Genomic DNA, 20,240 nt, shown 5'->3' on the forward strand with positions numbered 1-20,240 from the left:
CAAAGCTTAGGCCCTATAAAATAAGCATTAAATGCGTATAGCCACAAGGTTAATCATCTGTTGCTTCACAAAACCCCGTCGCTCGGGGTATGTTTGCCGCTCAGAATCCCGGTTTACCTCGTTTTACCGTCCGGCGCCCGATCGCCGGTGACGCGGCCGGTTTATTTTTCAGCTACGCTGACAGTTCCGGCGGGCTCAAGGGCAGCTACTTGTCAAAAATGAAAATACACGCGATCACCGCCCCCCTTTCCAAAGCGCGCCACCAACGCTGCTGCGAGTGCGACCTGCTGTTTGTGCTGCCGCCGCTCAGCGGCAATCAGGCCGCTTATTGTCCGCGCTGTAACGCCAAGGTGGTGAGCGGCCGCGACTGGTCGATGACGCGCCTGACCGCCATGGCGATCGCCATGCTTCTGCTGATGCCGTTCGCCTTCACCGAACCGCTGATCAGCATTCGTCTGCTCGGCACGCGCATCGACGCCAGTTTGCTGGAGGGCATCTGGCAGATGAGCCGCCAGGGCGATCCGCTCACCGCCAGCATGGTGGCGTTTTGCACCATCGGCGCCCCGCTGACGCTGGTGCTGTCGCTGCTGTACCTGCGTTTCGGCCATGCGCTCGGCATGAACCTGCGCCCGGTGCTGCTGATGCTGGAGCGGCTCAAAGAGTGGGTGATGCTGGACATTTATCTGATCGGCATGGCGGTGGCGGCGATCAAAGTGCAGGATTACGCCGACATCCAGCCCGGCAGCGCGCTGATCGCTTACCTTTCGCTCACGGTGCTAAGCATCCTGACGCTGATACACGTCAATCTGGAGCAGCTGTGGGAGCGCTACTATCCGCAGGAACAGCCGGAAGGCCCGCCGACGGCGCTGCACATTTGTCTGTCCTGCCACTATACCGGCTATCCCGACGCGCGCGGCCGCTGCCCGCGTTGCCATGTGCCGATGTGCCATCGCCAGCCCTACAGCCTGCAGAAAACCTGGGCGGCGCTGATCGCGGCGATGATCCTGCTGATACCGGCCAACCTGCTGCCGATTTCCATCATTTACGCCAACGGCACGCGGCTGGAAGACACCATTTTCTCCGGCGTGGTCTCATTGGCCACCTCCGGCAACGTGCCGATCGCCGCCATCGTGTTCATCGCCAGCGTGCTGGTGCCCTTCACCAAGGTGATCGTGCTGATCGTGCTGTTGCTGAGCATCCACTTCAAAACCTCGCACAGCCTGAAGACGCGCATTCGTCTGCTGCGCCTGGTCACCTGGATCGGCCGTTGGTCGATGCTCGATCTGTTCGTTATCGCCTTGATGATGTCGCTGGTAAATCGCGATCAACTGTTATCTTTTACTATGGGACCGGCCGCGTTTTACTTTGGCTCGGCGGTCATTTTGACTATTCTTGCCGTTGAATGGCTCGATAGCCGATTGATTTGGGATGCACATGCAACAGGAAACGCCGACTACACCGACTGAAGCGCGGGTCAAGAACAAACGCCGCATTTCACCGTTCTGGTTACTGCCGTTCATCGCCCTGCTGATCGCCGGGTGGCTGGTCTATAACAATTTCCAGGAGCGCGGCACCACCGTCACCATCGATTTCCAATCGGCGGCGGGCATCGTCGCCGGCCGCACGCCGGTGCGCTACCAGGGCGTTGAGGTCGGCACGGTGCAAAAAATCAGCCTGAGCAAAGATCTGCGCAGCATCGTGGTGGAAGCCAGCATCAAAAGCGATCTGGAAGACTCGCTGCGCGAAGGCACCCAGTTCTGGCTGGTGACGCCCAAAGCCTCGCTGGCCGGGGTTTCCGGGCTCGATGCGCTGGTCGGCGGCAACTATATCGGCATGATGCCTGGCAGCGGCAAGGAGCAAACCCACTTCACCGCGCTCGATACCCAGCCGAAGTACCGCCTGAACACCGGCGAGCTGATGATTCACCTGCACGCCGACGATCTGGGTTCGCTCAACAGCGGCTCGCTGGTCTATTACCGTAAAATCCCGGTCGGCAAGGTGTATGACTACACCATCAGCGAAGGCAACAAGGGCGTAACCATCGACGTGCTGATCGACCGCCGCTTCGCCAACCTGGTGAAGAGCAACAGCCGCTTCTGGAATGTCTCCGGCTTCAAGGGCGATTTCAGCCTGTCCGGCGCCACGGTGCAGATGGAGAGCCTGGCGGCGTTGGTCAACGGCGCCATCGCCTTCGATTCGCCGGCCGATGGCCAGCAGGCCAAGGGCGATCAGAACTATACCCTTTACCCGGACCTGGCCCACAGCCAGCGCGGCGTCAATATTCTGCTGGATCTGCCGAGCGGCAACAATTTGAGTGAAAACCGCACGCCGCTGATGTACCAGGGGCTGCAGGTCGGCACCCTGACCAAGCTGACGTTGCAACAGGACAGCAAAGTCATCGGTGAACTGACCATCGATCCTTCGGTGGTCGATCTGATGCGCAGCGGCACCCGCATCGTGATGCGCAGCCCGCGCATCAGCCTCAACGACGCCAAGCTCAGCCAACTGCTGACCGGCACCACGCTGGAATTGGTGCCGGGTGAAGGCGAACCGCAGCAGCGCTTCAACGTGCTGGACAGCAGCGAAACGCTGTTGCAACAGCCGGGCGTGTTGACCGTCACGCTGACGGCGCCGCAAAGCTACGGCATCGACGTCGGGCAACCGCTGGTGGTGCACGGCGTGAAAGTCGGCCAAATCCTGAGCCGCACCTTGACCGCCGGCGGCGTGGTGTTCACCGCCGCCGTTGATGCGCAATATCGCGGCCTGCTGCACAAAGACAGCAAATTCGTGGTCAACAGCCGCCTCGACGTCAAGCTGGGAATAGACGGCATGGAAGTGCTCGGCGCCAGCGCGCAGGAGTGGGTAGACGGCGGCGTGCGCATTATCCCCGGCAGCAAAGGGGAGCCTGGCGGCCAATACCCGCTGTACGCCAACAGCGAAAAAGCCGAGGAAGGCATCGTCGGCAACGCCCCTTCCACCACCCTAACCCTCAGCGCCACCAGCCTGCCGGACGTGCAGGCCGGCTCAGTGGTGCTGTATCGTAAATTCCAGGTGGGCGAGATCGTCAACGTTCGGCCGAAGGCCAACGAGTTTGAGGTGGACGTTTACATCAGCCCGGAATACCGTAAGTTGCTGACCCGTGAAAGCATCTTCTGGGCCGAAGGCGGCGCCAAGGTGCAGCTCAACGGCAGCGGCCTGACGGTGCAGGCTTCACCGCTCAACCGCGCGCTGAAAGGCGCCATCAGCTTCGACAATCTGCAGGGCGTGACGCTGAACAAAGGCGCCAACCGCGTGCTGTACGCCAGCGAAACCGCCGCCCGCGCGGTGGGCAGCCAAATCACGCTGAAAACCTATGACGCCAGCAAGCTGTCGGCGGGCATGCCGCTGCGTTACCTCGGCATCGACGTCGGCCAGGTGGAGTCGCTGCAGCTGGCGCCGGAGCGCAACGAAGTGTTGGCCAAAGCGGTGCTGTATCCGGAATACGTGCAGACCTTCGCGCGCCTCGGCAGCCGCTTCTCGATCGTGTCGCCGGAGATCTCCGCCGCCGGCGTCAGCAACCTCGATACCCTGCTCCAGCCTTATATCAACGTGGAGCCGGGCCGCGGGCGCGAGCTGCGCACCTTCGAACTGCAGCAGGCCAGCATCACAGATTCGCGCTATCTGGACGGCCTGAGCGTCGTGCTCGACGCGGCCGAAACCGGCTCGCTGCAGATCGGCACGCCGGTGCTGTTCCGCGGCGTAGAGGTCGGCACTATCACCGGTTTCTACCTCGGCGCCATGTCCGATCGGGTGCACGTCGCGCTGCGCATCAGCAAGAAGTACCAGCATCTGGTGCGCAACAACAGCGTGTTCTGGCTGGCGTCGGGTTACAACCTGCAGTTCGGCCTGACCGGCGGCGTGATCAAGAGTGGCACCTTCCAGCAGTTCATCCGCGGCGGCATCGCCTTCGCCACGCCGCCAACCATTCCGCTGGCGCCGAAAGCGACGCCGAACAAACACTTCCTGCTGAATCCGGAAGAGCCGAAGGACTGGAAAACCTGGGGCACCGCCATTCCGCGCGATTAACTTTCGCGTTTTCCTCAGGGCCCGGCAATGCCGGGCCCTGTTTTTTTCCGCTTTGTGATAAACTCTCGCCCTTGTCTTTATTGCACCCTGAGAGTTCGCCCCGTGGCCAAATCCACCGCCGTTTTTCTGCCCCCCGCTTTCCTCGACGCCACCCGCGCCATCATGCCCGCCGAGCTGGCGATGGACGATTTTATCGCCGCTTGCCAGCGCCCGCTGCGCCGCAGCCTGCGCGTCAACACGCTGAAAATCAGCGTCACCGACTTCCTGGCGCTGGTGCGGGACTACGACTGGCGATTGGAACCCATTCCCTGGTGCGCGGAAGGTTTCTGGATCGAGCGCGACGATGAAGAGCTGCGATTGGGCAGCGCCGCCGAACATTTGAGCGGCCTGTTCTACATTCAGGAGGCCAGCTCGATGCTGCCGGTCAGCGCGTTGTTCGCCGGCGGCGCAGCGCCCCATCGGGTGCTGGACGTGGCGGCCGCGCCGGGCTCCAAAACCACCCAGATAGCCGCGTTGATGGATAATCAGGGCGGCATCGTCGCCAACGAATACTCCGCCAGCCGGGTGAAAGTGCTGCACGCCAATATCAGCCGGTGCGGCGTGAAGAATACGGCGCTGACCCACTTCGATGGCCGGGTGTTCGGCGCCGCGCTGCCGGAGAGTTTTGACGCCATTCTGCTCGACGCCCCCTGCTCCGGCGAAGGCGTGGTGCGCAAAGATCCGGACGCCATGAGCAACTGGTCGCCGGAAAGCGTCGCCGAGATCGCCGCCACCCAGCGCGAGCTGATCGACAGCGCGTTTCATGCGCTGGCGCCGGGCGGCGTGATGGTTTATTCCACCTGCACCCTCAATGCGCAGGAAAATCAGCAGGTGGTGCGCTGGCTGCTGGACACCTATGGCGACGCGGTCAGCATCGAGCCGCTGGGTGAGCTGTTCCCCGGCGCCGACAAGGCGTTGACCGCCGAGGGCTTCCTGCACGTCTTCCCGCAGATTTACGACAGCGAAGGGTTTTTCGTCGCCCGCCTGCGTAAAAAACACGCCGTGGCGCCGTTAGCAAAGCCGACCTATAAAGTCGGTAAATTCCCATTCAGCCCGCTGTCCGGCAAAGAGGCGGCGCTGGTCGCCCAAGCCGCCGCGGCATCCGGCTTAACCTGGGGCGATGACAGCCGGCTGTGGGAGCGCGACAAGGAAATCTGGCTCTTCCCGGCCGCGCTGGAGCCGCTGTTCGGCAAAGTGCGCTTCTCGCGTATCGGCCTCAAGCTGGCGGAGCGCTTCCCGAAAGGTTTCCGTTGGCAGCACGAAGCGGCGATCGCCCTCGCGGGCGCCGACGGCAAACAGCATTTCGAGCTGGACGCCACGCTGGCCCAGGAGTGGTATCACGGCCGCGATCTCTACCCTGAGCAGCCGCCGGCGGGCGACGAGTGCGTCGTCACCTATCAGGGGCAACCGCTGGGCATCGCCAAACGCATCGGCAGCCGCATCAAGAACAACCTGCCGCGCGAGCTGGTGCGCGACGGCGCGCTGGATTTTCACCTGTAATCGCCCTGGCGCCGGGGAGCCGCTTTCCCCGGCGATAAATAAAGATAATAATATTCCCATCGTCATTCGTTATTATTCTAATCATTTCACCATCACGTTATTTCACCCACGCACGCTTGCCCTGTGCCAATTAAAAAGTTTTGACCTTTGATAAAGACAATTTCACGTTCTTATCCTATTAATTTAAATGTAAGTAAATAAATGCGTGCAACTCAGCTCTGGGTGGCGTTTTTGCGGACTTTCTCTGACATGGCAAGGAATCATGATGAAAAAAACTCTGCTGGTTTTGCTCTCGTTAACACCTCTGCTGTGCATCAGTGGCGCAGCCAACGCAGCGGGCACCATTCAGGGCACGCTGGGCGTGACAATGACCATCGGCGCCGGGTGCGTGGTCACCGGCGGCAACAGTTCCGGCACCACCAACGACTTTGGTTCCATCAGTTTCGGCACCTACTCGTCGCTGGCTAACGTCATCACCGCCAGCGCCACCGGCAGCGGCGGCACCGGCACCTTGGGGCTGAACTGCACCACCGGCACCAACTACACCGTGGCGCTGGACAACGGCCTCAACGCCTCCGGCAGCCAGCGGCGCATGGCCAGCGGCGTGCCCGCCTACATCAGCTATAACCTCTACCAGGACAGCGCCCACGCCGTGCCGTGGAACAGCACTACCGGCGTGCTGACCGGCACCGGCACCGGCTCGGCGGTCCCGCTGATCGTCTACGGTCTGGTGCCCGCTGCGGGCACCACCCCGGCCGCCGGCGTGTACAACGATACCGTCACCATGACCGTAACCTGGTGATGCCTGCCGACACGGGGCGCCACCACGGCGCTCCGTTATTCATTAATATAATAATATTCCTATCAACCCTTTCGTTATCTCAAACACGATTCCCCTGATGTGTTTACGCTGCACGCAACCTGCGATCTCGCTTAAAAATAAATAAATTTTTTAATCTTTAGGCAAGACATTCCCCCGTTCTTATTCTATTAATTAATCTGTAAATAGATTAATGCATTTGACTCATTTTTCGGGCTTTTTGGCAGGCTTCTCTACTACGGCAAGGAACCATGATGAAAAAGACTCTGGCGGCATTAACCTCGGCAGCGGTTCTGCTGTGCACCTCTGGCGCCGCCTTTGCGGCGGGCACCATTCAGGGCACGCTGGGCGTCACTTTAACCATCGGCGCCGGCTGCGTCGTTACCGGCGGCAACAGCTCCGGCACCACCAACAACTTCGGCTCCATCAGCTTCGGCACCTACTCGTCGCTGGCTAACGTCATCACCGCCAGCGCCACCGGCAGCGGCGGCACCGGCACCCTGGGGCTGAACTGCACCACCGGCACCAACTACACCGTGGCGCTGGACAACGGCCTCAACGCCTCCGGCAGCCAGCGGCGCATGGCCAGCAGCGTGCCCGCTTACATCAGCTATAACCTCTACCAGGACAGCGCCCACGCCGTGCCGTGGAACAGCACCACCGGTGTGCTGACCGGCACCGGCACCGGCTCGGCGGTCCCGTTGATCGTCTATGGTCTGGTGCCCGCCGCGGGCACCACCCCGGCGGCAGGCGCGTACAGCGATACCGTCACCATGACCGTCACCTGGTAAGCATGACGCGCCTGGCCGTCACCTGCATGCTGCTGTCGTTGGCAGGCGCTTGCCGCGCCGACGTCAGCACTGCGACGGTCGGCGTCAGCGCCACCTTGGTCAAATCCTGTGTCGCAGGCACCACCAGCGGCGGCAACACCACGTTCGGCACCTTTAACTTCGGCACGGTTTACTTCCTCAATACGGCAATAAAAGTGACCGGCCAGGCGAACGCCGGTGCACTGCAGATCAACTGCAACAACGGCACCAGTTACACGGTGCTGCTCAGCGGCGGACAGAGCGGCAATACCGCTTCGCGCTATCTGCAAAGCGCGGCGGGCGCCCGCGTGAACTACAACCTGTATACCAGCGCCAGCTACGCCACCGTCTGGGATAACGTCACCGGCGTGACGCAGACCGCCACCGGTCAAAGCGTCTGGCTGCCGGTGTACGGCATGATTCCGGTGCAGGCGACGCCGGCGACGGGCACTTATACGGACACGGTACAGGTGACGATAAATTGGTGATTAACGGAACGCTGCGCACCCTGCTGCTGACGGCGCTGTTTGGCGCTCCGGCGGCACATGCCGATACCGTCAGCCAGGGCTTCACGGTCAATGCTTCGATCATCAAAGGCTGCGTGCTCGGCAGCGGCGTCACCAACGTTACCTCGTTCGGCAGCATGAGCTTCGGCCAGGTGGCGTCTTTAAGCAGCCCGATAAAAATTGTCTCGAGCGCCGGCGCCGGCTCAATCCTTATCCGCTGCAACCCCGGGCTCAGCGTCACCCTGGGATTGAACGTCGGCAATAACGTGACCGGCTCCATCGCCGGCGGACGCAAGCTGTTGAACTCGGTCACCTCGGAAACGCTGATTTACCAGCTCTACCAGGATGCCAACTACGCCGTTTTGTGGGGAGACGGCGGCAACGGCGGCGCCGCCCAAACCGTCTCCTCCACCGGCAGTACGCAGGAAATAAAAATCTACGCCAGTTTAATGGCGAGCAGCACCTTGCCCACCAGCGGCACCTACAACGATACGGTCTTAGTGACGGTGAGTTATTGAGCTTTTAAAAGGATCACATTATGCGTAGTACTCTGCTTCGCCTGCCTCTGCTGGCAGGATTGTTGTTAGCCGGCCAGCCGCAGGCCTTCGCCGCCGCCTCCATTCTGATTTGGCCCATCGATCCGGTTATTGAAGACAACCAGCAGGCGACGGCCCTGTGGCTGGAAAACCGCGACAGCAAGCCGGTTTACATGCAAATTCGCGTGCTGGGCTGGCAACAAACCGGCGGTAAGGACGATTACCGCAACCAGAGCGAGGTGCTCGCCAGCCCGCCGGTCGCCACCATTCTCCCCGGCAAACGCCAACTGATTCGCCTGATCAAGCAGACGCCGGCCGCCGCCGGACAAGAGCGGGCTTACCGCATCCTGGTCGATGAAGTGCCGATCAAAGATAAAGATGGCGCAGCGCCCGACAAAGGCGCGCAGATGGGGCTGAAATTCCAGATGCGTTATTCGGTGCCGCTGTTCGTCAGCGGCAAAGGCGTCTGGACCAAGCAAGACTTCGAACACCCGCGCGACTACGCCACCGCCAACCAGCCGAAGCTCAGCTACCGGCTGCTGCAACAAAACAGCCAGCGCTGGCTCGACGTGCGCAATGACGGCATCGTGCATGCTCGCCTGTCGCAGGTCAGCATTCAGGGCAAGCCGCTCAACAACGGGCTGCTGGGCTATGTGCTGCCGGGTTCGCAAATGCGTTTCGCCCTGCCGCCGTCGGGCAGTTTTGCCGCCGGCAAGCTGCAGGCGATGGTCAACGACAATAAACAGCCCGTAACCCTCCCGTCTTACTGAGCCCGAGGCGCAGGTGATGCGGATGTCGCCATCGCCCTCACGCGGCATGCAGCTCAAGCCGCTGGCCCTGGCCGTACTCTGTATGGCGGTAGAACTGTGCCCGCCGCCTGCCGCCGCCGACGATTTGCCACCGCCGCCCCGCGCCGTCAGCATGCCGGATACCACGCTGTATCTGGAGCCGGTGGTGAACGGCCGCCCGACCGGCAAAGTCGTGCCGGTCGCCTACCGCGGCGGCCATTACTATTTAACGCCTCAGCAGCTGATCGATGCCGGCCTGCCGGTGACGGACAAACAGGTGAAAGAGATCGCCGTCGATCAACTGGATAAGGTCGACGTCACCTACAGCGGCGAAACGCAGCAGTTGCTGATCTCGGTGCCCAACGATTGGCTCCCCAGGCAAACCCTCGGCGACGCCAACCCGGAGCAGCGGCTGCCGGCGCAAAGCAGCCTGGGCTTCTTGCTGAATTACGACGCCTACGTCAGCCAAAGCGGCGGGCGCGGCAATCCGGGCTATTTTTCCGCCTGGAGCGAACAGCGCCTGTTCGACGGCTTCGGCGTTATCGCCAACACCGGCATTTTCCGCAGCAGCTTCAACGGCGAGACCGCCGCGCAGCAGAACAATCGCTATATCCGCTACGACAGCAGCTGGCGCTACAGCGACGACGACACCATGCTCAGCTATACCGCCGGCGATCTCACGACCGGCTCGCTGCCCTGGACCAGTTCGGTGCGCGTCGGCGGTCTGCAGGTAGCGCGTAATTTCGCCACGCGGCCGGATCTCATTACCTACCCACTGCCGCAGTTCTCCGGCCAGGCCGCCGTGCCGAGCAGCGTCGATCTGTACATCAACAGCTATAAAAACACCTCCGCCAACGTGAATCCCGGCCCGTTCACCCTGAATACCGTGCCCTACATCAACGGCGCCGGTCAGGCGACGGTGGTGACGACCGATGCGCTCGGCCGCCAGATCAGCACGACGGTGCCGTTCTATGTCGCCAGTTCGCTGCTGCAGGCCGGGTTGAGCGATTTCAGCCTGTCGGCAGGCGCGCTGCGCCAAAACTACGGTTACCGATCCGCGGACTACGGCCAGTGGGTGGCCAGCGGCAGCGGACGTTACGGCGTCACCGACTGGCTCACGCTCGAAGGGCGGGCGGAAGGTGCGGCGGAGTTGGCGGTCACCGGCGCCGGCGCCGGCGTGCGCATCGGGCAGCTAGGGGTGCTCAACGCCTCCTACAGTTACAGCCAGGCGGGCCGCGACGCTTTCAACGCCCCTCCGGTCACGCCGCGGTATTACGATCCGGTCACCGGCCAACCGGTGCAGCAACCGGATGCCGGGCCGGTCTATCAGTACGCCGGCCGACACGGCGATCAAACCAGCCTGAGCTACACCTACAGCAATCAGTATTTCAGCCTCAACGCTCAACGGCTGCTGCGCAGCGCGGACTTTGGCGATCTATCCACCTACAAGAGCAGCTATCGGCTGAGCCGCCGCACCGATCAGCTGACCGGCAGCATCGGCCTGAGCCGCTTCGGCAGCCTGGGCGCCGGTTATTTCGACGTGCGCGACGCCATCGGCCAGCGCACTCGCCTGGTCAACCTGTCGTACAGCCTGACGCTGTGGCGCAACATCAGCCTGTACGCCTCAGCGAACCGCGAGATTGGCGGTGACGGTTACAGCTCTCAGCTGCAGATCAGCATTCCGTTCGATACCTGGGGCACCGCCAACGTCAGCACCGCCCGTGACGCCGGCAACCGCTGGAGCGAACGCGTGGCTTACAGCCGCGCCGCGCCGACCGACGGCGGTTTCGGTTGGAATCTGGCCTATGCCGGCGGCCAGGGCAGCAACAGCGATTATCGTCAGGCGGATGTGACCTGGCGCACCTCGCTGTTGGAAACCCGCGCCGGGCTGTATGGCAACCGTAACGACTACACCCGCTGGGGCGAAGTCAGCGGTTCTCTGGTGGCGATGAACGGCGGCGTTTATGCCACCAACACCATCAACGATGCCTTCGCGCTGGTATCGACCGACGGCTACGCCGGCATTCCGGTCAGCTACGAGAACCAGCGCATCGGCGTCACCAACGACAAAGGTTATCTGCTGGTGCCCACCGTCACCTCGTATTACCACGCCAAGTTCCAAATCGACCCGCTCAATTTACCGGCGGACGTTAACCTGCCGGCGGTCGAAAAAACCGTCGCCATCCGCGATCACAGCGGCTACCTGGTCGAATTCCCCGTCCAGCGCCTGTCCGCCGCCGACGTGGAGCTGGTCGATGCGCAAGGCAAACCGCTGGCCAACGGCAGCCAGGTGGCGGTGCTCGGCGGCAATCAACAAAGCTACGTCGGATGGGATGGCATGACCTATATCGATCCGGTGCAGCAACACAACCGGTTAAGCGTAATCCCGGCCGACGGCGGCCCGCCGTGCCAGGTCAGTTTCAGCCTGGCCAACCCGCAGGGGCTGCAACGCGTCGGCCCTCTCGTCTGCCAGTAACACACGGAGAAGAAGAATGATGTCTCGGCAAGTGAAAATCTTTTTGGCGGCGCTGCTGTTGATGTGCGGACAACGCGCGCTGGCGGACTGCGCCACCACCAACGGCACGGTTACCCTGCCCAGCAGCAACTCCTTCGCCGTCTACAACGGCCAGATAAGCGCCCAGGGCACCGCGGGGCTGAACTGCACCGGGCTCGGGCTCAATTTGCTGACGCAAAACACCGTCACGGTCAAGATCGCTTCCACCACTAACAACATGGCCCTGCTGAACGGCAACGGCTCAGGCGATAAAATTTCTTATTTGATCTACCCGGATTCGAACTACCAGTATCCGTATAGCGTCGGCCAGACCATCGATTACAGCTCGCTGAATCTGCTGTCGCTGATCCTGATCTCTTCCAACGTCAACTTTCCGGTGTATATCAAAACCGTCGTCGGCGCGAACGTCAGCGCCGGCACCTATACCGATACCATCAACCTGGTGTGGAACTACCATATCTGCGGCCTGGGCCTGATAGGGCTTTGCATCTGGTGGGACGGCACCAATCAACCCAGCACCGTGACCGTCACCGCGGTCATCACCAAGAGTTGCCTGATCAACACCGCCAACAACGTCAACTTCGGCAGCATGGCCTTAGTGGGGCAATTCAATCCGATCAACCAAAGCATCACGCTGACCTGCACCAAATCCCAGTCTTACAGCTCCTACTTCACCAACGGCAACAACCCGATCACCGGCTGGCGGCGAATGATCAGCGGCACCAGCAACTTCCTGCAGTATCAGATCTATTTGCCCAATACCAGTACCGTGTGGAGCAGCACCAACGCGCAAAGCGGCACCGGCACAGGCCTGGCGCAAAGCATCCCCTTTACCGCCGCCGTCAACCCGGCGCAGACCGAAGTGCCGGTCGGCACCTATCAGGATAACGTCAGCTATGTCGTGACTTACTAGCGCAGCCGCTAGCCGCCCGGCCGAATGTTGCCAGAGTGTATTTTTTATGTGGCATTTTTTGCTCATTTGGCTATGCTCATACCGATGACCTGACTGGTCTAACCTCCTACCACATCATTGAGCAAGGAGTTCCCATGAGCAAAACCGTCGTAAAAATTGGCAGCTTCGAGGTCGATGACGCGCATCTTCACGCCACCGCCGACCGTGCAGGCACCCTGAGCATCCCCTGCAAGTCCGATCCGGATCTGTGCATGCAGCTCGACGGCTGGGATGAACACACCAGCATTCCGGCCATCCTCAACGGCAAGCAGTCGCTGCTGTACAAGCAACACTACGATCGACACACGGACGCCTGGGTGATGCGGGTGGCATGAAAATGCATCCAGTCGGCTGACGACGCGCTGCTTTCATCAGAAACAGCGCGTTTTTTTATGCGATGGCGATGCCGCGGCCGGCAAAGAAGTGGGCGAAGCGGTTGAGTGACAGCTGTACTCGCTCGCGCGTCGCCGGGCTGTCGCCCGAAGGATTATGGAAGGTCACGCTTTGCGGATCGGCGGCGGTGATCAACACCAGATGCCCGCCCCGCTGCGGCGGTATGCTCTCGGGCCGGCGAATGGCGGGATGCACCGAGGCGATAAAGTAGCGGCATTCATGAAGCAGCGCCGGCACATCGGCGGCCGCCAGCCCCACCTTCACCTCCGCCTGCAGCGCGAACTGCTCGCGCACGTACTCGACGAACGGCGCGTAAATCAGCCCTTTTATCCGCTCGTTCTCACGCACATAGGCGCCATAAGGCAGGCTGCGGCGCGCCAGTTCCAACAGCGGCGGCGCTTCGCCATCGCGGTGGCCCAGCACCATTTTCAGGCAGGCCATGCCGCACACGTGGTTGGCCCACTCGACGTACTCCGCCCGATCGCGGGCGCCGCTGCGCGCCCAATTCTCGTCTTGCGCCAGCGTCGCGCGGCCGGCGATCAGATCGGCGGCCATCTCCGGGCTCGCCCACTGGCACTCGTAGGGAACGGCGCGCATCAGTTTAGAACTTGTCGACGACTTTGAAATTCATCAGCACCAGCGTCATGTCCGGCGAGAACAGATCGTACTCTTCGAAGAAGCGTTGTAGCTCTTTGCGCCAATGCGCCAGCGAACGATCGCCCTCGCCTTCGGCAAAGGCGTGCGCTTCATCGACCTGATCGTACGTTTTCATTTCCACCGCGGTCAGCTCAACCGCGCAGACCGGCTCTCCCTTGCCGTCCACCACCAGGAACCGATCGCCGGCCTGTGGGATGCCCTCGCCGTCCAGGTTGGAGCAGGTCGCCGTTTTGGTGCCGTTCAAAATCAATTGCACCACTTCATCGGCCTGCTGTTCGGTATCGCCGAACGCCCAGCGCTCAAGGTGCTCGTATTTCTGTGGAATTGCCGTCGCCATGATTATACCTTTTGGAAAAATGCCTCAATGCAGACAGGATAGTACAACGTATTGGCGGCCGTCTGCATCCGTCACAAGCACGACTGCGCGTTACGCCAGCGCCGTCTTTACGAGTTTTTACCGTTCTTCGCTGTGCCTTCAGCGCTACGGGGCGCATACTGTGAACAGTATTCACTCAATGGCAACGCCAGGCGGCAACATGCGGCAAGACGATTTCGATGCTGACGATACCTTCAGCGATTTACTCAACAGCGTCGCGTTGGCGACGCTGTTGCTCATCGCCATCGCCGGCGGATGGTATTTCAGTTAAGAGAGGGCGACGTGGCGACAAAACGCATGGGCAACAAGCTCAGTAAAATGGTGGTGGTGCTGCTGCTGATCTGCCTGGCGTTGCTGCTGTTGCGTTGGGCAGCGATAGCGTTCGGTTAATCCCATAAAACGACGCCGGCCAACCGCCGGCGCCCTGCTCACCGCCGCGGCGCCGCGGTCGGTTCCAGTAACTCGCGCAAATAGGCAAGACGCGCTTCCCCCTGTGGCAACCAGCGACGGCACAGCCAATGTTGCGTTTCACCCGTGCGGCTGAGGCGGTAGTACTCCGCCAAGGTTTCGATCCAGTTCATGATGTGTTCTCCTGCTTTTCGACATTGCCAGTATTGAGCGCAAAAACCAGAAGAAATACTGATGGCTTGTTTTTTATGCTTCCTGTTTTTGGCCGTCGGTAGCGAAGCCGCAGTTCAACTGCTACATTGGGCGAAAATCAACCCACCGAGGTGTAGGCCATGACGTTCTCGGAACAGGAGATTAAACCCGTATGGGATGAAGTCGCGCGCCTGATCGGCGACAGCGTGATGCAACTGCGCCATCGCGGCGAGGCGCTGTCGGTAGAAACGCTGGAGAAACATCTGGCGCGGCAGCTGGCCGAGAGCAACGACATCGAACGGCGTATCCTGCTCGGCGCCGCCATCAACATGCTGAAAGGCGGAAAATGAATCGCCAACCGAAAAGGTTGGCGATCCGACAGAAGCCCGAGGTATGCAAGCCCGGCCTTCTGCGCGCTACTATGTCACGCTAATATGACGTAATTAATAGGAATTGTCGGGTTTTTGCCCAAAACGCCCTATTTTTGTTGCCTGCATTACGCCAACACGAAATCGCCGGCATCCAGCGGCTGCCCCACCACTTTCACCAGGAAATCGTTGCCGTCAAAGGCGCCGCCCAGGTTGATCGCCACATCGCTGACGTGATTTTGCGCATCGTAGCTCAGCTTCGCCTCGCCCGCCTTGCCGCTGAACTGATCGACGAAGCGGATGCCGTCGGCGCTGCCTGTGTTGAACAGCGTCAGATCGATCTTGTCCTCGCCGCGCACGAAGTCGCGGATCCAATCCGGCGCCGCCGCCGTCGACTCATCCGCCGCGAAGTAGACGAAGGTGTCCTTGCCGGCGCCGCCCCACAGCTGATCCGCCCCTTTGCCGCCGTACAACACATCATCGCCCGCGCCGCCCTTGAGCACGTTATCGGCGGCGTTCCCGACCAGCACATCGTTACCCGACCCGCCGATGGCGTTTTCAATCGTTACGCCCGCCGCGATCGACACGTTGCCTTTCAGGCCGCCGACGTCCGAGAACGCCTTTTCATTCAGGTTGATGCGCTGATTTTGGCCGAAGCCGGAGAAGTCGAAGGTGTCGTTGCCGCCGGCATCCCAGGCGGTGAAGATTATCTTGTCCTGCGCACCGGTGGCGCTGAGGAAGTCGCGATCGGTGTTGGAATTGAAACCGTAAACCGTGTCGCCGGTGCGGGTGTTCATGTTGGCGCCGTAGAAATGCTGGATCGCCGTGATGTCATTGAGCAACGGCCCGGAAGAGTACGCGCCTTTAAAGTCCTGCCCGGTGTTGCTTTCGCTGAAATAGCTCATCAGGCTGTGGGCGCGGCTGTCTTCGAAGTAGGTCGCGTCTTTAGCGTAGGTGATGCTGACGCCCGGCGCGGCGTTATAGTCGCCCGGGTGCTGCAACCCCAGCGCATGACCGATCTCATGGGTGAAGGTCTGGCGGCCGTACTCGTTTTCATGGATCTGGTTGTTGACGAAGGTGTGGTTCTTGGCGTTATACCAGGTTTGACCGGCGACCGAAGGCGATGAATCCGGGTTATACGCAAAGGCATAGGAGCCGCGCGAGCTGTAATCGAACAGACCGAATTTGATGTTGGCGGCGGCGGTGTTGCTGGTCTCGGTGAAGGTGATGTTGGCCACGTCGGACCATGACTGCAGCGCCAGTTTGGCCTGCTCGCGCTGTTCCGCGTTAAAGCTGCTGAAGCCGCTGATGCTCATGCTCGACATATTGCCCGGCGCCTTTTCCCAGAAGCTGTAGGTCAGGGAGACCGGCTTTTCGGTCACGCCCTTGTCGTGCCAACTGCGATCGCCGCGCACCAGTTCCAGGCCGGCATTCTCGAACGTTTTCGACGGATGAAGCACGGTAATGGTGTCGTCTTCATCGGGTTTATAAGCGCCCAGCAGGGCTAATACGCCTTCGGCCTTAACGGATGCATTGCTTGATGACATAACCTTATCTCCATATTCGTCAATTCAATCGGGGTGATGCCCCAACTGGCGGATTGCCTGAACGGCAGCGGCCCGGTGTTGAATCAATACGGGGATATCGGTAATGCGCTGGCGCCTTCCATCGGCACTCTGAATGAGAACGATAATCCCTTAAGAGAAGAGAATAGACACATTTTACCGAGAACAGATTTTTCTTATCAAAAGTGTGACAGGGATTTTCCGCCATGCGAATGATTTTCAAGGTAATAATCAGCATTATCACGATGTCGAAAAAAGTATAAAAAAACCGGGGCAATCCAACCCCGGCTATCCATAACACACTCTGGACTCAGACTAACCAACCGAGCAACAGCGTCGCGCCAATGACCGTGGAAGCGCCGCCGATGCGCGTAGCGATTTGGGCGAACGGCATCAGCCCCATGCGGTTGGACGCCGACAGGATCGCCACGTCGCCGGTGCCGCCCAGGCCGCTGTGACAGCAGGTGACGATCGCCGCTTCCACCGGGAACATCTTCAGGTAAGGCGCAATCAGGAAACTGACCAACCCCATCGACAGCACCACCGAGCCGCAGACCACCACATAGCCGACCGAGAACACCGCAACCACGCTTTCCAGCGGCACGTACAGCATGCCCAGACCGATCATCAGCGGCCACACCAACGCGGTGGAGACGAACTTATAGAAACTGTGCGCGCCGGTCTCCATCGAGGCCGGGATCACCCGGCAGTATTTGCACAGCACCGCGAACAGGATCATCAGCACCGGGCCAGGGATATGCACGATATGCTCGAACAGGCCGCCGACGATAAAGAAGGCGCAGATCACCAGCAGCCCGCCGCCCATCAGTTGGAAATCGACGTTGCCGCTTTGTTCCTTGATGGCGAACATCGCGTTCTCCTGCGCCGAACGGATCAGCATGCCGTCGCCGCTCAGCGCCTTGCGCTGCATGCCGATGCGCGCCAGCACCCCGGCGGTCACGATGGCGAAGATATTACCCAGCACCGCCGCCGGCGCCAGCTGCGCGACGTAGACGTCCGGTGTCGATCCCAGGATCGCCGAATAGGCCAGCGACAGCGGTAAAATGCCCTCGCCGATGCCGCCGCCGATGATCGGCACGATGATAAAGAAGAAGGTGTGATAGAAGGTGAAGCCGAACAGTTTCCCCACCAGCAGCCCGGTGATCACCGCCGTGACCGTGCCCACCACCAGCGGCACGAACATGCGAATCATCCCCTGGATCAGGATCACCCGGTTCATGCCGAGAATGCTGCCGACCACCAGACTGGCGATGACGAAATAAAGCAGGTTGGCGTCTTTCATCAGCAGATGGACGGTGCCCATGACGTTGGGCTGGAACACGTTGAAGTAGACCAACACCGACGGCACCATCAAACACAGAATGGCCGGCCCGCCGATATCGCGCAGCACGGGAATGCTTTTACCCAACTGCGCCAACGCAAAGCCCAGCGTCATTATCACCGCCAGGCCGCCGATCATATTCTTCGGCAGGAAGTTGGCGTAGGCGGAAATCGCCACGATGGCGCAAATCGTGATAAACAACGCGATCGGCACCGCACCGATATCTATTTGACGAAGTTGATTAATTAATCCTGATGATTCGGACGATGCCGTATTTTTATCACAGGCTATTTCTGCATTTATCTGTTTCATTATTCACCCTGCTGACAAGCGTACAGTACGGTTAGATTCACCTGGCGCAATAATCCCGCCATAGCCAAGTGAAAACAACTAATTACAAAAATCCTATTGCGGATTTCGCTTTTTCTAATAAGAAATAAAACAGTAGACAGCACTGACAATATGATAAAAAATAAAAATGCAAAACTAAATTACGCTGAGGGAATTCAATATTGTGACCCTCCGCCAAGGTTGGTTTTAATTAATTATCGTCAGCATTTTGTAATTAAAGTAATCAGGCTTAAATTCGCTGCTATGCTATAGGAGGGCGAAAAAGCCCCCTGCTTTATTAATAAAGAACCGGAAACGCCATTAGCTGAATCCGGTCAGCTTGATCCGAACCTTAATCCTGCGCGCGGCACCGCACGGGAAAAAGGCATAATATGACTCATAAGGAAGTAGAATATGTCTTCACGCGCTGTTACCCCACAAACCCTCGCTCGCTACGGCATCCATCAGGCCGCCGACATCGTCTATAACCCCAGCTATGAATTGCTGTTCGCCGAAGAGACCCGCGCCGACCTGCCGCCGCTGGAACGCGGCACCCTCACCCAACTGGGGGCGGTCAACGTCGCGACCGGCGAATTTACTGGCCGTTCGCCGAAAGACAAATACATCGTGCGCGACGACACCACGCGCGACACCGTCTGGTGGTCCGACAACGGTACCGGCAAGAACGACAACCAGCCGCTGTCGCCGGAAGTCTGGCAGCATCTGAAGACGCTGGTGGGCAACCAGCTCTCCGGCAAGCGTCTGTTCGTGGTGGATGCCTTCTGCGGCGCCAACGCCGATACGCGCCTGAAGGTGCGCTTCATCACCGAGGTGGCCTGGCAGGCGCACTTCGTGAAAAACATGTTTATCCGCCCAAGCGACGCCGAGCTGGCGGACTTTGAGCCGGACTTCGTGGTGTTGAACGGCGCCAAATGCACCAACCCGGACTGGCAACAGCAAGGGCTGCACTCGGAAAACTTCGTCGCTTTCAACCTGACCGAGCGCATGCAGCTGATCGGCGGCACCTGGTACGGCGGCGAGATGAAGAAAGGCCTGTTCTCGATCATGAACTATCTGCTGCCGCTGAAGGGCATCGCCTCGATGCACTGCTCGGCCAACGTCGGCGAGCAAGGCGACGTCGCGGTGTTCTTTGGCCTGTCCGGCACCGGCAAAACTACCCTCTCCACCGATCCGAAACGCCAGCTGATCGGCGATGACGAGCACGGCTGGGACGACGACGGCGTGTTCAACTTCGAAGGCGGCTGCTACGCCAAAACCATCAAGCTGTCGCCGCAGGCGGAGCCGGAAATCTATCAGGCGATCCGCCGCGATGCGCTGCTCGAAAACGTCACCGTGCGGGCCGACGGCAGCATCGACTTCGACGACGCCAGCAAAACCGAGAACACCCGCGTCTCTTACCCGATTTATCACATCGAGAACATCGTCAAACCGGTGTCCAAAGCCGGCCACGCGCGCAAGATCATCTTCCTGACCGCCGACGCCTTCGGCGTGCTGCCGCCGGTGTCGCGCCTGACGCCGGAGCAGACCCAATACCACTTCCTGTCCGGCTTCACCGCCAAGCTGGCCGGCACCGAGCGCGGCATCACCGCCCCGACGCCGACCTTCTCCGCCTGCTTCGGCGCCGCGTTCCTGACGCTGCACCCGACGCAATACGCTGAAGTGCTGGTGAAACGCATGGAGGCCGCCGGCGCCCAGGCTTACCTGGTCAACACCGGCTGGAACGGCAGCGGCAAGCGTATCTCGATCAAAGATACGCGCGGCATCATCGACGCCATCTTGAATGGCGACATTGAGCAGGCCGACACCTTCACGCTGCCGATCTTCGGGCTGGCAGTGCCGACCGCACTGCCGGGCGTCGATCCGTCGATCCTCGATCCGCGCAAAACCTACGCCGACGAATCGCTGTGGCAGGAGAAAGCGCAGGATCTGGCGCAGCGCTTTATCGATAACTTCGCCAAATATACCGTCACCCAGGCGGGCGAAAAGCTGGTGAACGCCGGGCCGAAGCTGTAACGCAGACGTTTAGCATCCTGCTGTTTAAGGGCCGAACTTTCGGCC

19 protein-coding genes are annotated in these 20,240 nt (G+C 60.3%); 14 read left to right on the forward strand and 5 right to left on the reverse strand.

Translation table 11 applies throughout. The annotated features are described in order from the left end of the window. The first annotated feature begins 218 nt into the window (after window positions 1–218). From yebS to ACJ8J1_RS08930, 11 genes are all read left to right on the forward strand, one after another. Window positions 219–1,466, forward strand: a complete 1,248-nt coding sequence (gene yebS / locus ACJ8J1_RS08880; protein ID WP_033644263.1) for a membrane integrity lipid transport subunit YebS — start codon at window positions 219–221, stop codon at window positions 1,464–1,466. Next, on the forward strand, window positions 1,435–4,065 hold the full coding sequence (locus tag ACJ8J1_RS08885) for a PqiB family protein (RefSeq protein ID WP_033644262.1): 2,631 nt from the start codon (window positions 1,435–1,437) through the stop codon (window positions 4,063–4,065). Before yebS ends, ACJ8J1_RS08885 begins: the two co-directional genes overlap by 32 nt. A gap of 102 nt (window positions 4,066–4,167) precedes the next feature. Further along, window positions 4,168–5,604 (forward strand): 16S rRNA (cytosine(1407)-C(5))-methyltransferase RsmF, encoded by a 1,437-nt coding sequence (rsmF, locus tag ACJ8J1_RS08890; RefSeq protein WP_033642842.1) that lies wholly within the window; start codon window positions 4,168–4,170, stop codon window positions 5,602–5,604. Between the two features lie 265 nt (window positions 5,605–5,869). Next, window positions 5,870–6,406: a Csu type fimbrial protein gene (locus ACJ8J1_RS08895; protein ID WP_033642841.1), complete on the forward strand. Its 537-nt coding sequence runs from the start codon at window positions 5,870–5,872 to the stop codon at window positions 6,404–6,406. Window positions 6,407–6,678: 272 nt separating this feature from the next. Further along, window positions 6,679–7,215: a Csu type fimbrial protein gene (locus ACJ8J1_RS08900; RefSeq protein WP_033642840.1), complete on the forward strand. Its 537-nt coding sequence runs from the start codon at window positions 6,679–6,681 to the stop codon at window positions 7,213–7,215. A 2-nt stretch (window positions 7,216–7,217) separates the two neighbouring features. Next, window positions 7,218–7,721, forward strand: coding sequence for a Csu type fimbrial protein (locus ACJ8J1_RS08905; protein WP_033642839.1), 504 nt, complete (start codon window positions 7,218–7,220; stop codon window positions 7,719–7,721). After that, window positions 7,715–8,257, forward strand: a complete 543-nt coding sequence (locus tag ACJ8J1_RS08910; protein ID WP_033642838.1) for a Csu type fimbrial protein — start codon at window positions 7,715–7,717, stop codon at window positions 8,255–8,257. Before ACJ8J1_RS08905 ends, ACJ8J1_RS08910 begins: the two co-directional genes overlap by 7 nt. A gap of 20 nt (window positions 8,258–8,277) precedes the next feature. Further along, window positions 8,278–9,045 (forward strand): fimbrial biogenesis chaperone, encoded by a 768-nt coding sequence (locus tag ACJ8J1_RS08915; protein ID WP_033642837.1) that lies wholly within the window; start codon window positions 8,278–8,280, stop codon window positions 9,043–9,045. Between the two features lie 22 nt (window positions 9,046–9,067). Beyond that, window positions 9,068–11,539 carry a fimbria/pilus outer membrane usher protein gene (locus ACJ8J1_RS08920; protein ID WP_405050748.1) on the forward strand — a complete coding sequence of 824 codons (2,472 nt, stop codon included), beginning with the start codon at window positions 9,068–9,070 and terminating at the stop codon, window positions 11,537–11,539. Between the two features lie 16 nt (window positions 11,540–11,555). Further along, window positions 11,556–12,491 carry a Csu type fimbrial protein gene (locus ACJ8J1_RS08925; protein ID WP_169539546.1) on the forward strand — a complete coding sequence of 312 codons (936 nt, stop codon included), beginning with the start codon at window positions 11,556–11,558 and terminating at the stop codon, window positions 12,489–12,491. Between the two features lie 134 nt (window positions 12,492–12,625). Continuing rightward, window positions 12,626–12,865 (forward strand): YebV family protein, encoded by a 240-nt coding sequence (locus tag ACJ8J1_RS08930; protein ID WP_033642836.1) that lies wholly within the window; start codon window positions 12,626–12,628, stop codon window positions 12,863–12,865. A gap of 55 nt (window positions 12,866–12,920) precedes the next feature. Here ACJ8J1_RS08930 and ACJ8J1_RS08935 read toward each other — a convergent pair whose 3' ends face one another. Together ACJ8J1_RS08935 and ACJ8J1_RS08940 are read right to left on the reverse strand one after the other, a co-directional pair. Then, complete coding sequence (locus tag ACJ8J1_RS08935; protein WP_033642835.1) at window positions 12,921–13,520, reverse strand: C39 family peptidase; 600 nt, start codon at window positions 13,518–13,520, stop codon at window positions 12,921–12,923. A 4-nt stretch (window positions 13,521–13,524) separates the two neighbouring features. After that, on the reverse strand, window positions 13,525–13,917 hold the full coding sequence (locus tag ACJ8J1_RS08940; RefSeq protein WP_033638276.1) for an ASCH domain-containing protein: 393 nt from the start codon (window positions 13,915–13,917) through the stop codon (window positions 13,525–13,527). A 336-nt stretch (window positions 13,918–14,253) separates the two neighbouring features. On the opposite strand from ACJ8J1_RS08940, the gene yniD reads away from it, so the two are divergent. Then, entirely contained in the window at window positions 14,254–14,346 is a 93-nt protein-coding gene (yniD, locus tag ACJ8J1_RS08945; protein WP_016928013.1) for a small membrane protein YniD, read from the forward strand. A 38-nt stretch (window positions 14,347–14,384) separates the two neighbouring features. Here the strand turns inward: yniD and ACJ8J1_RS08950 are convergent, their stop codons facing one another. Continuing rightward, entirely contained in the window at window positions 14,385–14,537 is a 153-nt protein-coding gene (locus ACJ8J1_RS08950; RefSeq protein ID WP_170852783.1) for a hypothetical protein, read from the reverse strand. 159 nt (window positions 14,538–14,696) lie between these two features. Between ACJ8J1_RS08950 and ACJ8J1_RS08955 the strand changes: the two genes are divergently transcribed. Further along, window positions 14,697–14,906: a hypothetical protein gene (locus tag ACJ8J1_RS08955; protein WP_033642834.1), complete on the forward strand. Its 210-nt coding sequence runs from the start codon at window positions 14,697–14,699 to the stop codon at window positions 14,904–14,906. Between the two features lie 146 nt (window positions 14,907–15,052). Here ACJ8J1_RS08955 and ACJ8J1_RS08960 read toward each other — a convergent pair whose 3' ends face one another. After that, window positions 15,053–16,471: a serralysin family metalloprotease gene (locus ACJ8J1_RS08960; RefSeq protein ID WP_033642833.1), complete on the reverse strand. Its 1,419-nt coding sequence runs from the start codon at window positions 16,469–16,471 to the stop codon at window positions 15,053–15,055. A 328-nt stretch (window positions 16,472–16,799) separates the two neighbouring features. Beyond that, window positions 16,800–18,143: a 2-hydroxycarboxylate transporter family protein gene (locus tag ACJ8J1_RS08965; RefSeq protein ID WP_033642832.1), complete on the reverse strand. Its 1,344-nt coding sequence runs from the start codon at window positions 18,141–18,143 to the stop codon at window positions 16,800–16,802. Between the two features lie 432 nt (window positions 18,144–18,575). Here ACJ8J1_RS08965 and pckA point away from each other — a divergent pair, with 432 nt between their 5' ends. Next, a complete protein-coding gene (gene pckA / locus ACJ8J1_RS08970) occupies window positions 18,576–20,195 on the forward strand; it encodes a phosphoenolpyruvate carboxykinase (ATP) (RefSeq protein WP_033642831.1) in 1,620 nt (539 codons plus the stop codon). The last annotated feature ends 45 nt before the right edge of the window (window positions 20,196–20,240 follow it).

This window comes from Serratia sp. CY37869, from assembly GCF_052168895.1.
GTDB classification, from domain to species: domain Bacteria; phylum Pseudomonadota; class Gammaproteobacteria; order Enterobacterales; family Enterobacteriaceae; genus Serratia; species Serratia ureilytica.

What these genes read in the sequence shown, in the direction of transcription:
- yebS (WP_033644263.1), top strand. Translation starts at nt 219, where the DNA reads ATGAAAATACACGCGATCACCGCCCCCCTTTCCAAAGCGCGCCACCAA.
- ACJ8J1_RS08885 (WP_033644262.1), top strand. Translation starts at nt 1,435, where the DNA reads ATGCAACAGGAAACGCCGACTACACCGACTGAAGCGCGGGTCAAGAAC.
- ACJ8J1_RS08895 (WP_033642841.1), top strand. Translation starts at nt 5,870, where the DNA reads ATGAAAAAAACTCTGCTGGTTTTGCTCTCGTTAACACCTCTGCTGTGC.
- ACJ8J1_RS08900 (WP_033642840.1), top strand. Translation starts at nt 6,679, where the DNA reads ATGAAAAAGACTCTGGCGGCATTAACCTCGGCAGCGGTTCTGCTGTGC.
- ACJ8J1_RS08905 (WP_033642839.1), top strand. Translation starts at nt 7,218, where the DNA reads ATGACGCGCCTGGCCGTCACCTGCATGCTGCTGTCGTTGGCAGGCGCT.
- ACJ8J1_RS08915 (WP_033642837.1), top strand. Translation starts at nt 8,278, where the DNA reads ATGCGTAGTACTCTGCTTCGCCTGCCTCTGCTGGCAGGATTGTTGTTA.
- ACJ8J1_RS08920 (WP_405050748.1), top strand. Translation starts at nt 9,068, where the DNA reads ATGTCGCCATCGCCCTCACGCGGCATGCAGCTCAAGCCGCTGGCCCTG.
- ACJ8J1_RS08925 (WP_169539546.1), top strand. Translation starts at nt 11,556, where the DNA reads ATGATGTCTCGGCAAGTGAAAATCTTTTTGGCGGCGCTGCTGTTGATG.
- ACJ8J1_RS08930 (WP_033642836.1), top strand. Translation starts at nt 12,626, where the DNA reads ATGAGCAAAACCGTCGTAAAAATTGGCAGCTTCGAGGTCGATGACGCG.
- ACJ8J1_RS08935 (WP_033642835.1), bottom strand. Translation starts at nt 13,520, where the DNA reads ATGCGCGCCGTTCCCTACGAGTGCCAGTGGGCGAGCCCGGAGATGGCC.
- ACJ8J1_RS08940 (WP_033638276.1), bottom strand. Translation starts at nt 13,917, where the DNA reads ATGGCGACGGCAATTCCACAGAAATACGAGCACCTTGAGCGCTGGGCG.
- yniD (WP_016928013.1), top strand. Translation starts at nt 14,254, where the DNA reads ATGGGCAACAAGCTCAGTAAAATGGTGGTGGTGCTGCTGCTGATCTGC.
- ACJ8J1_RS08950 (WP_170852783.1), bottom strand. Translation starts at nt 14,537, where the DNA reads ATGAACTGGATCGAAACCTTGGCGGAGTACTACCGCCTCAGCCGCACG.
- ACJ8J1_RS08955 (WP_033642834.1), top strand. Translation starts at nt 14,697, where the DNA reads ATGACGTTCTCGGAACAGGAGATTAAACCCGTATGGGATGAAGTCGCG.
- ACJ8J1_RS08960 (WP_033642833.1), bottom strand. Translation starts at nt 16,471, where the DNA reads ATGTCATCAAGCAATGCATCCGTTAAGGCCGAAGGCGTATTAGCCCTG.
- ACJ8J1_RS08965 (WP_033642832.1), bottom strand. Translation starts at nt 18,143, where the DNA reads ATGAAACAGATAAATGCAGAAATAGCCTGTGATAAAAATACGGCATCG.
- pckA (WP_033642831.1), top strand. Translation starts at nt 18,576, where the DNA reads ATGTCTTCACGCGCTGTTACCCCACAAACCCTCGCTCGCTACGGCATC.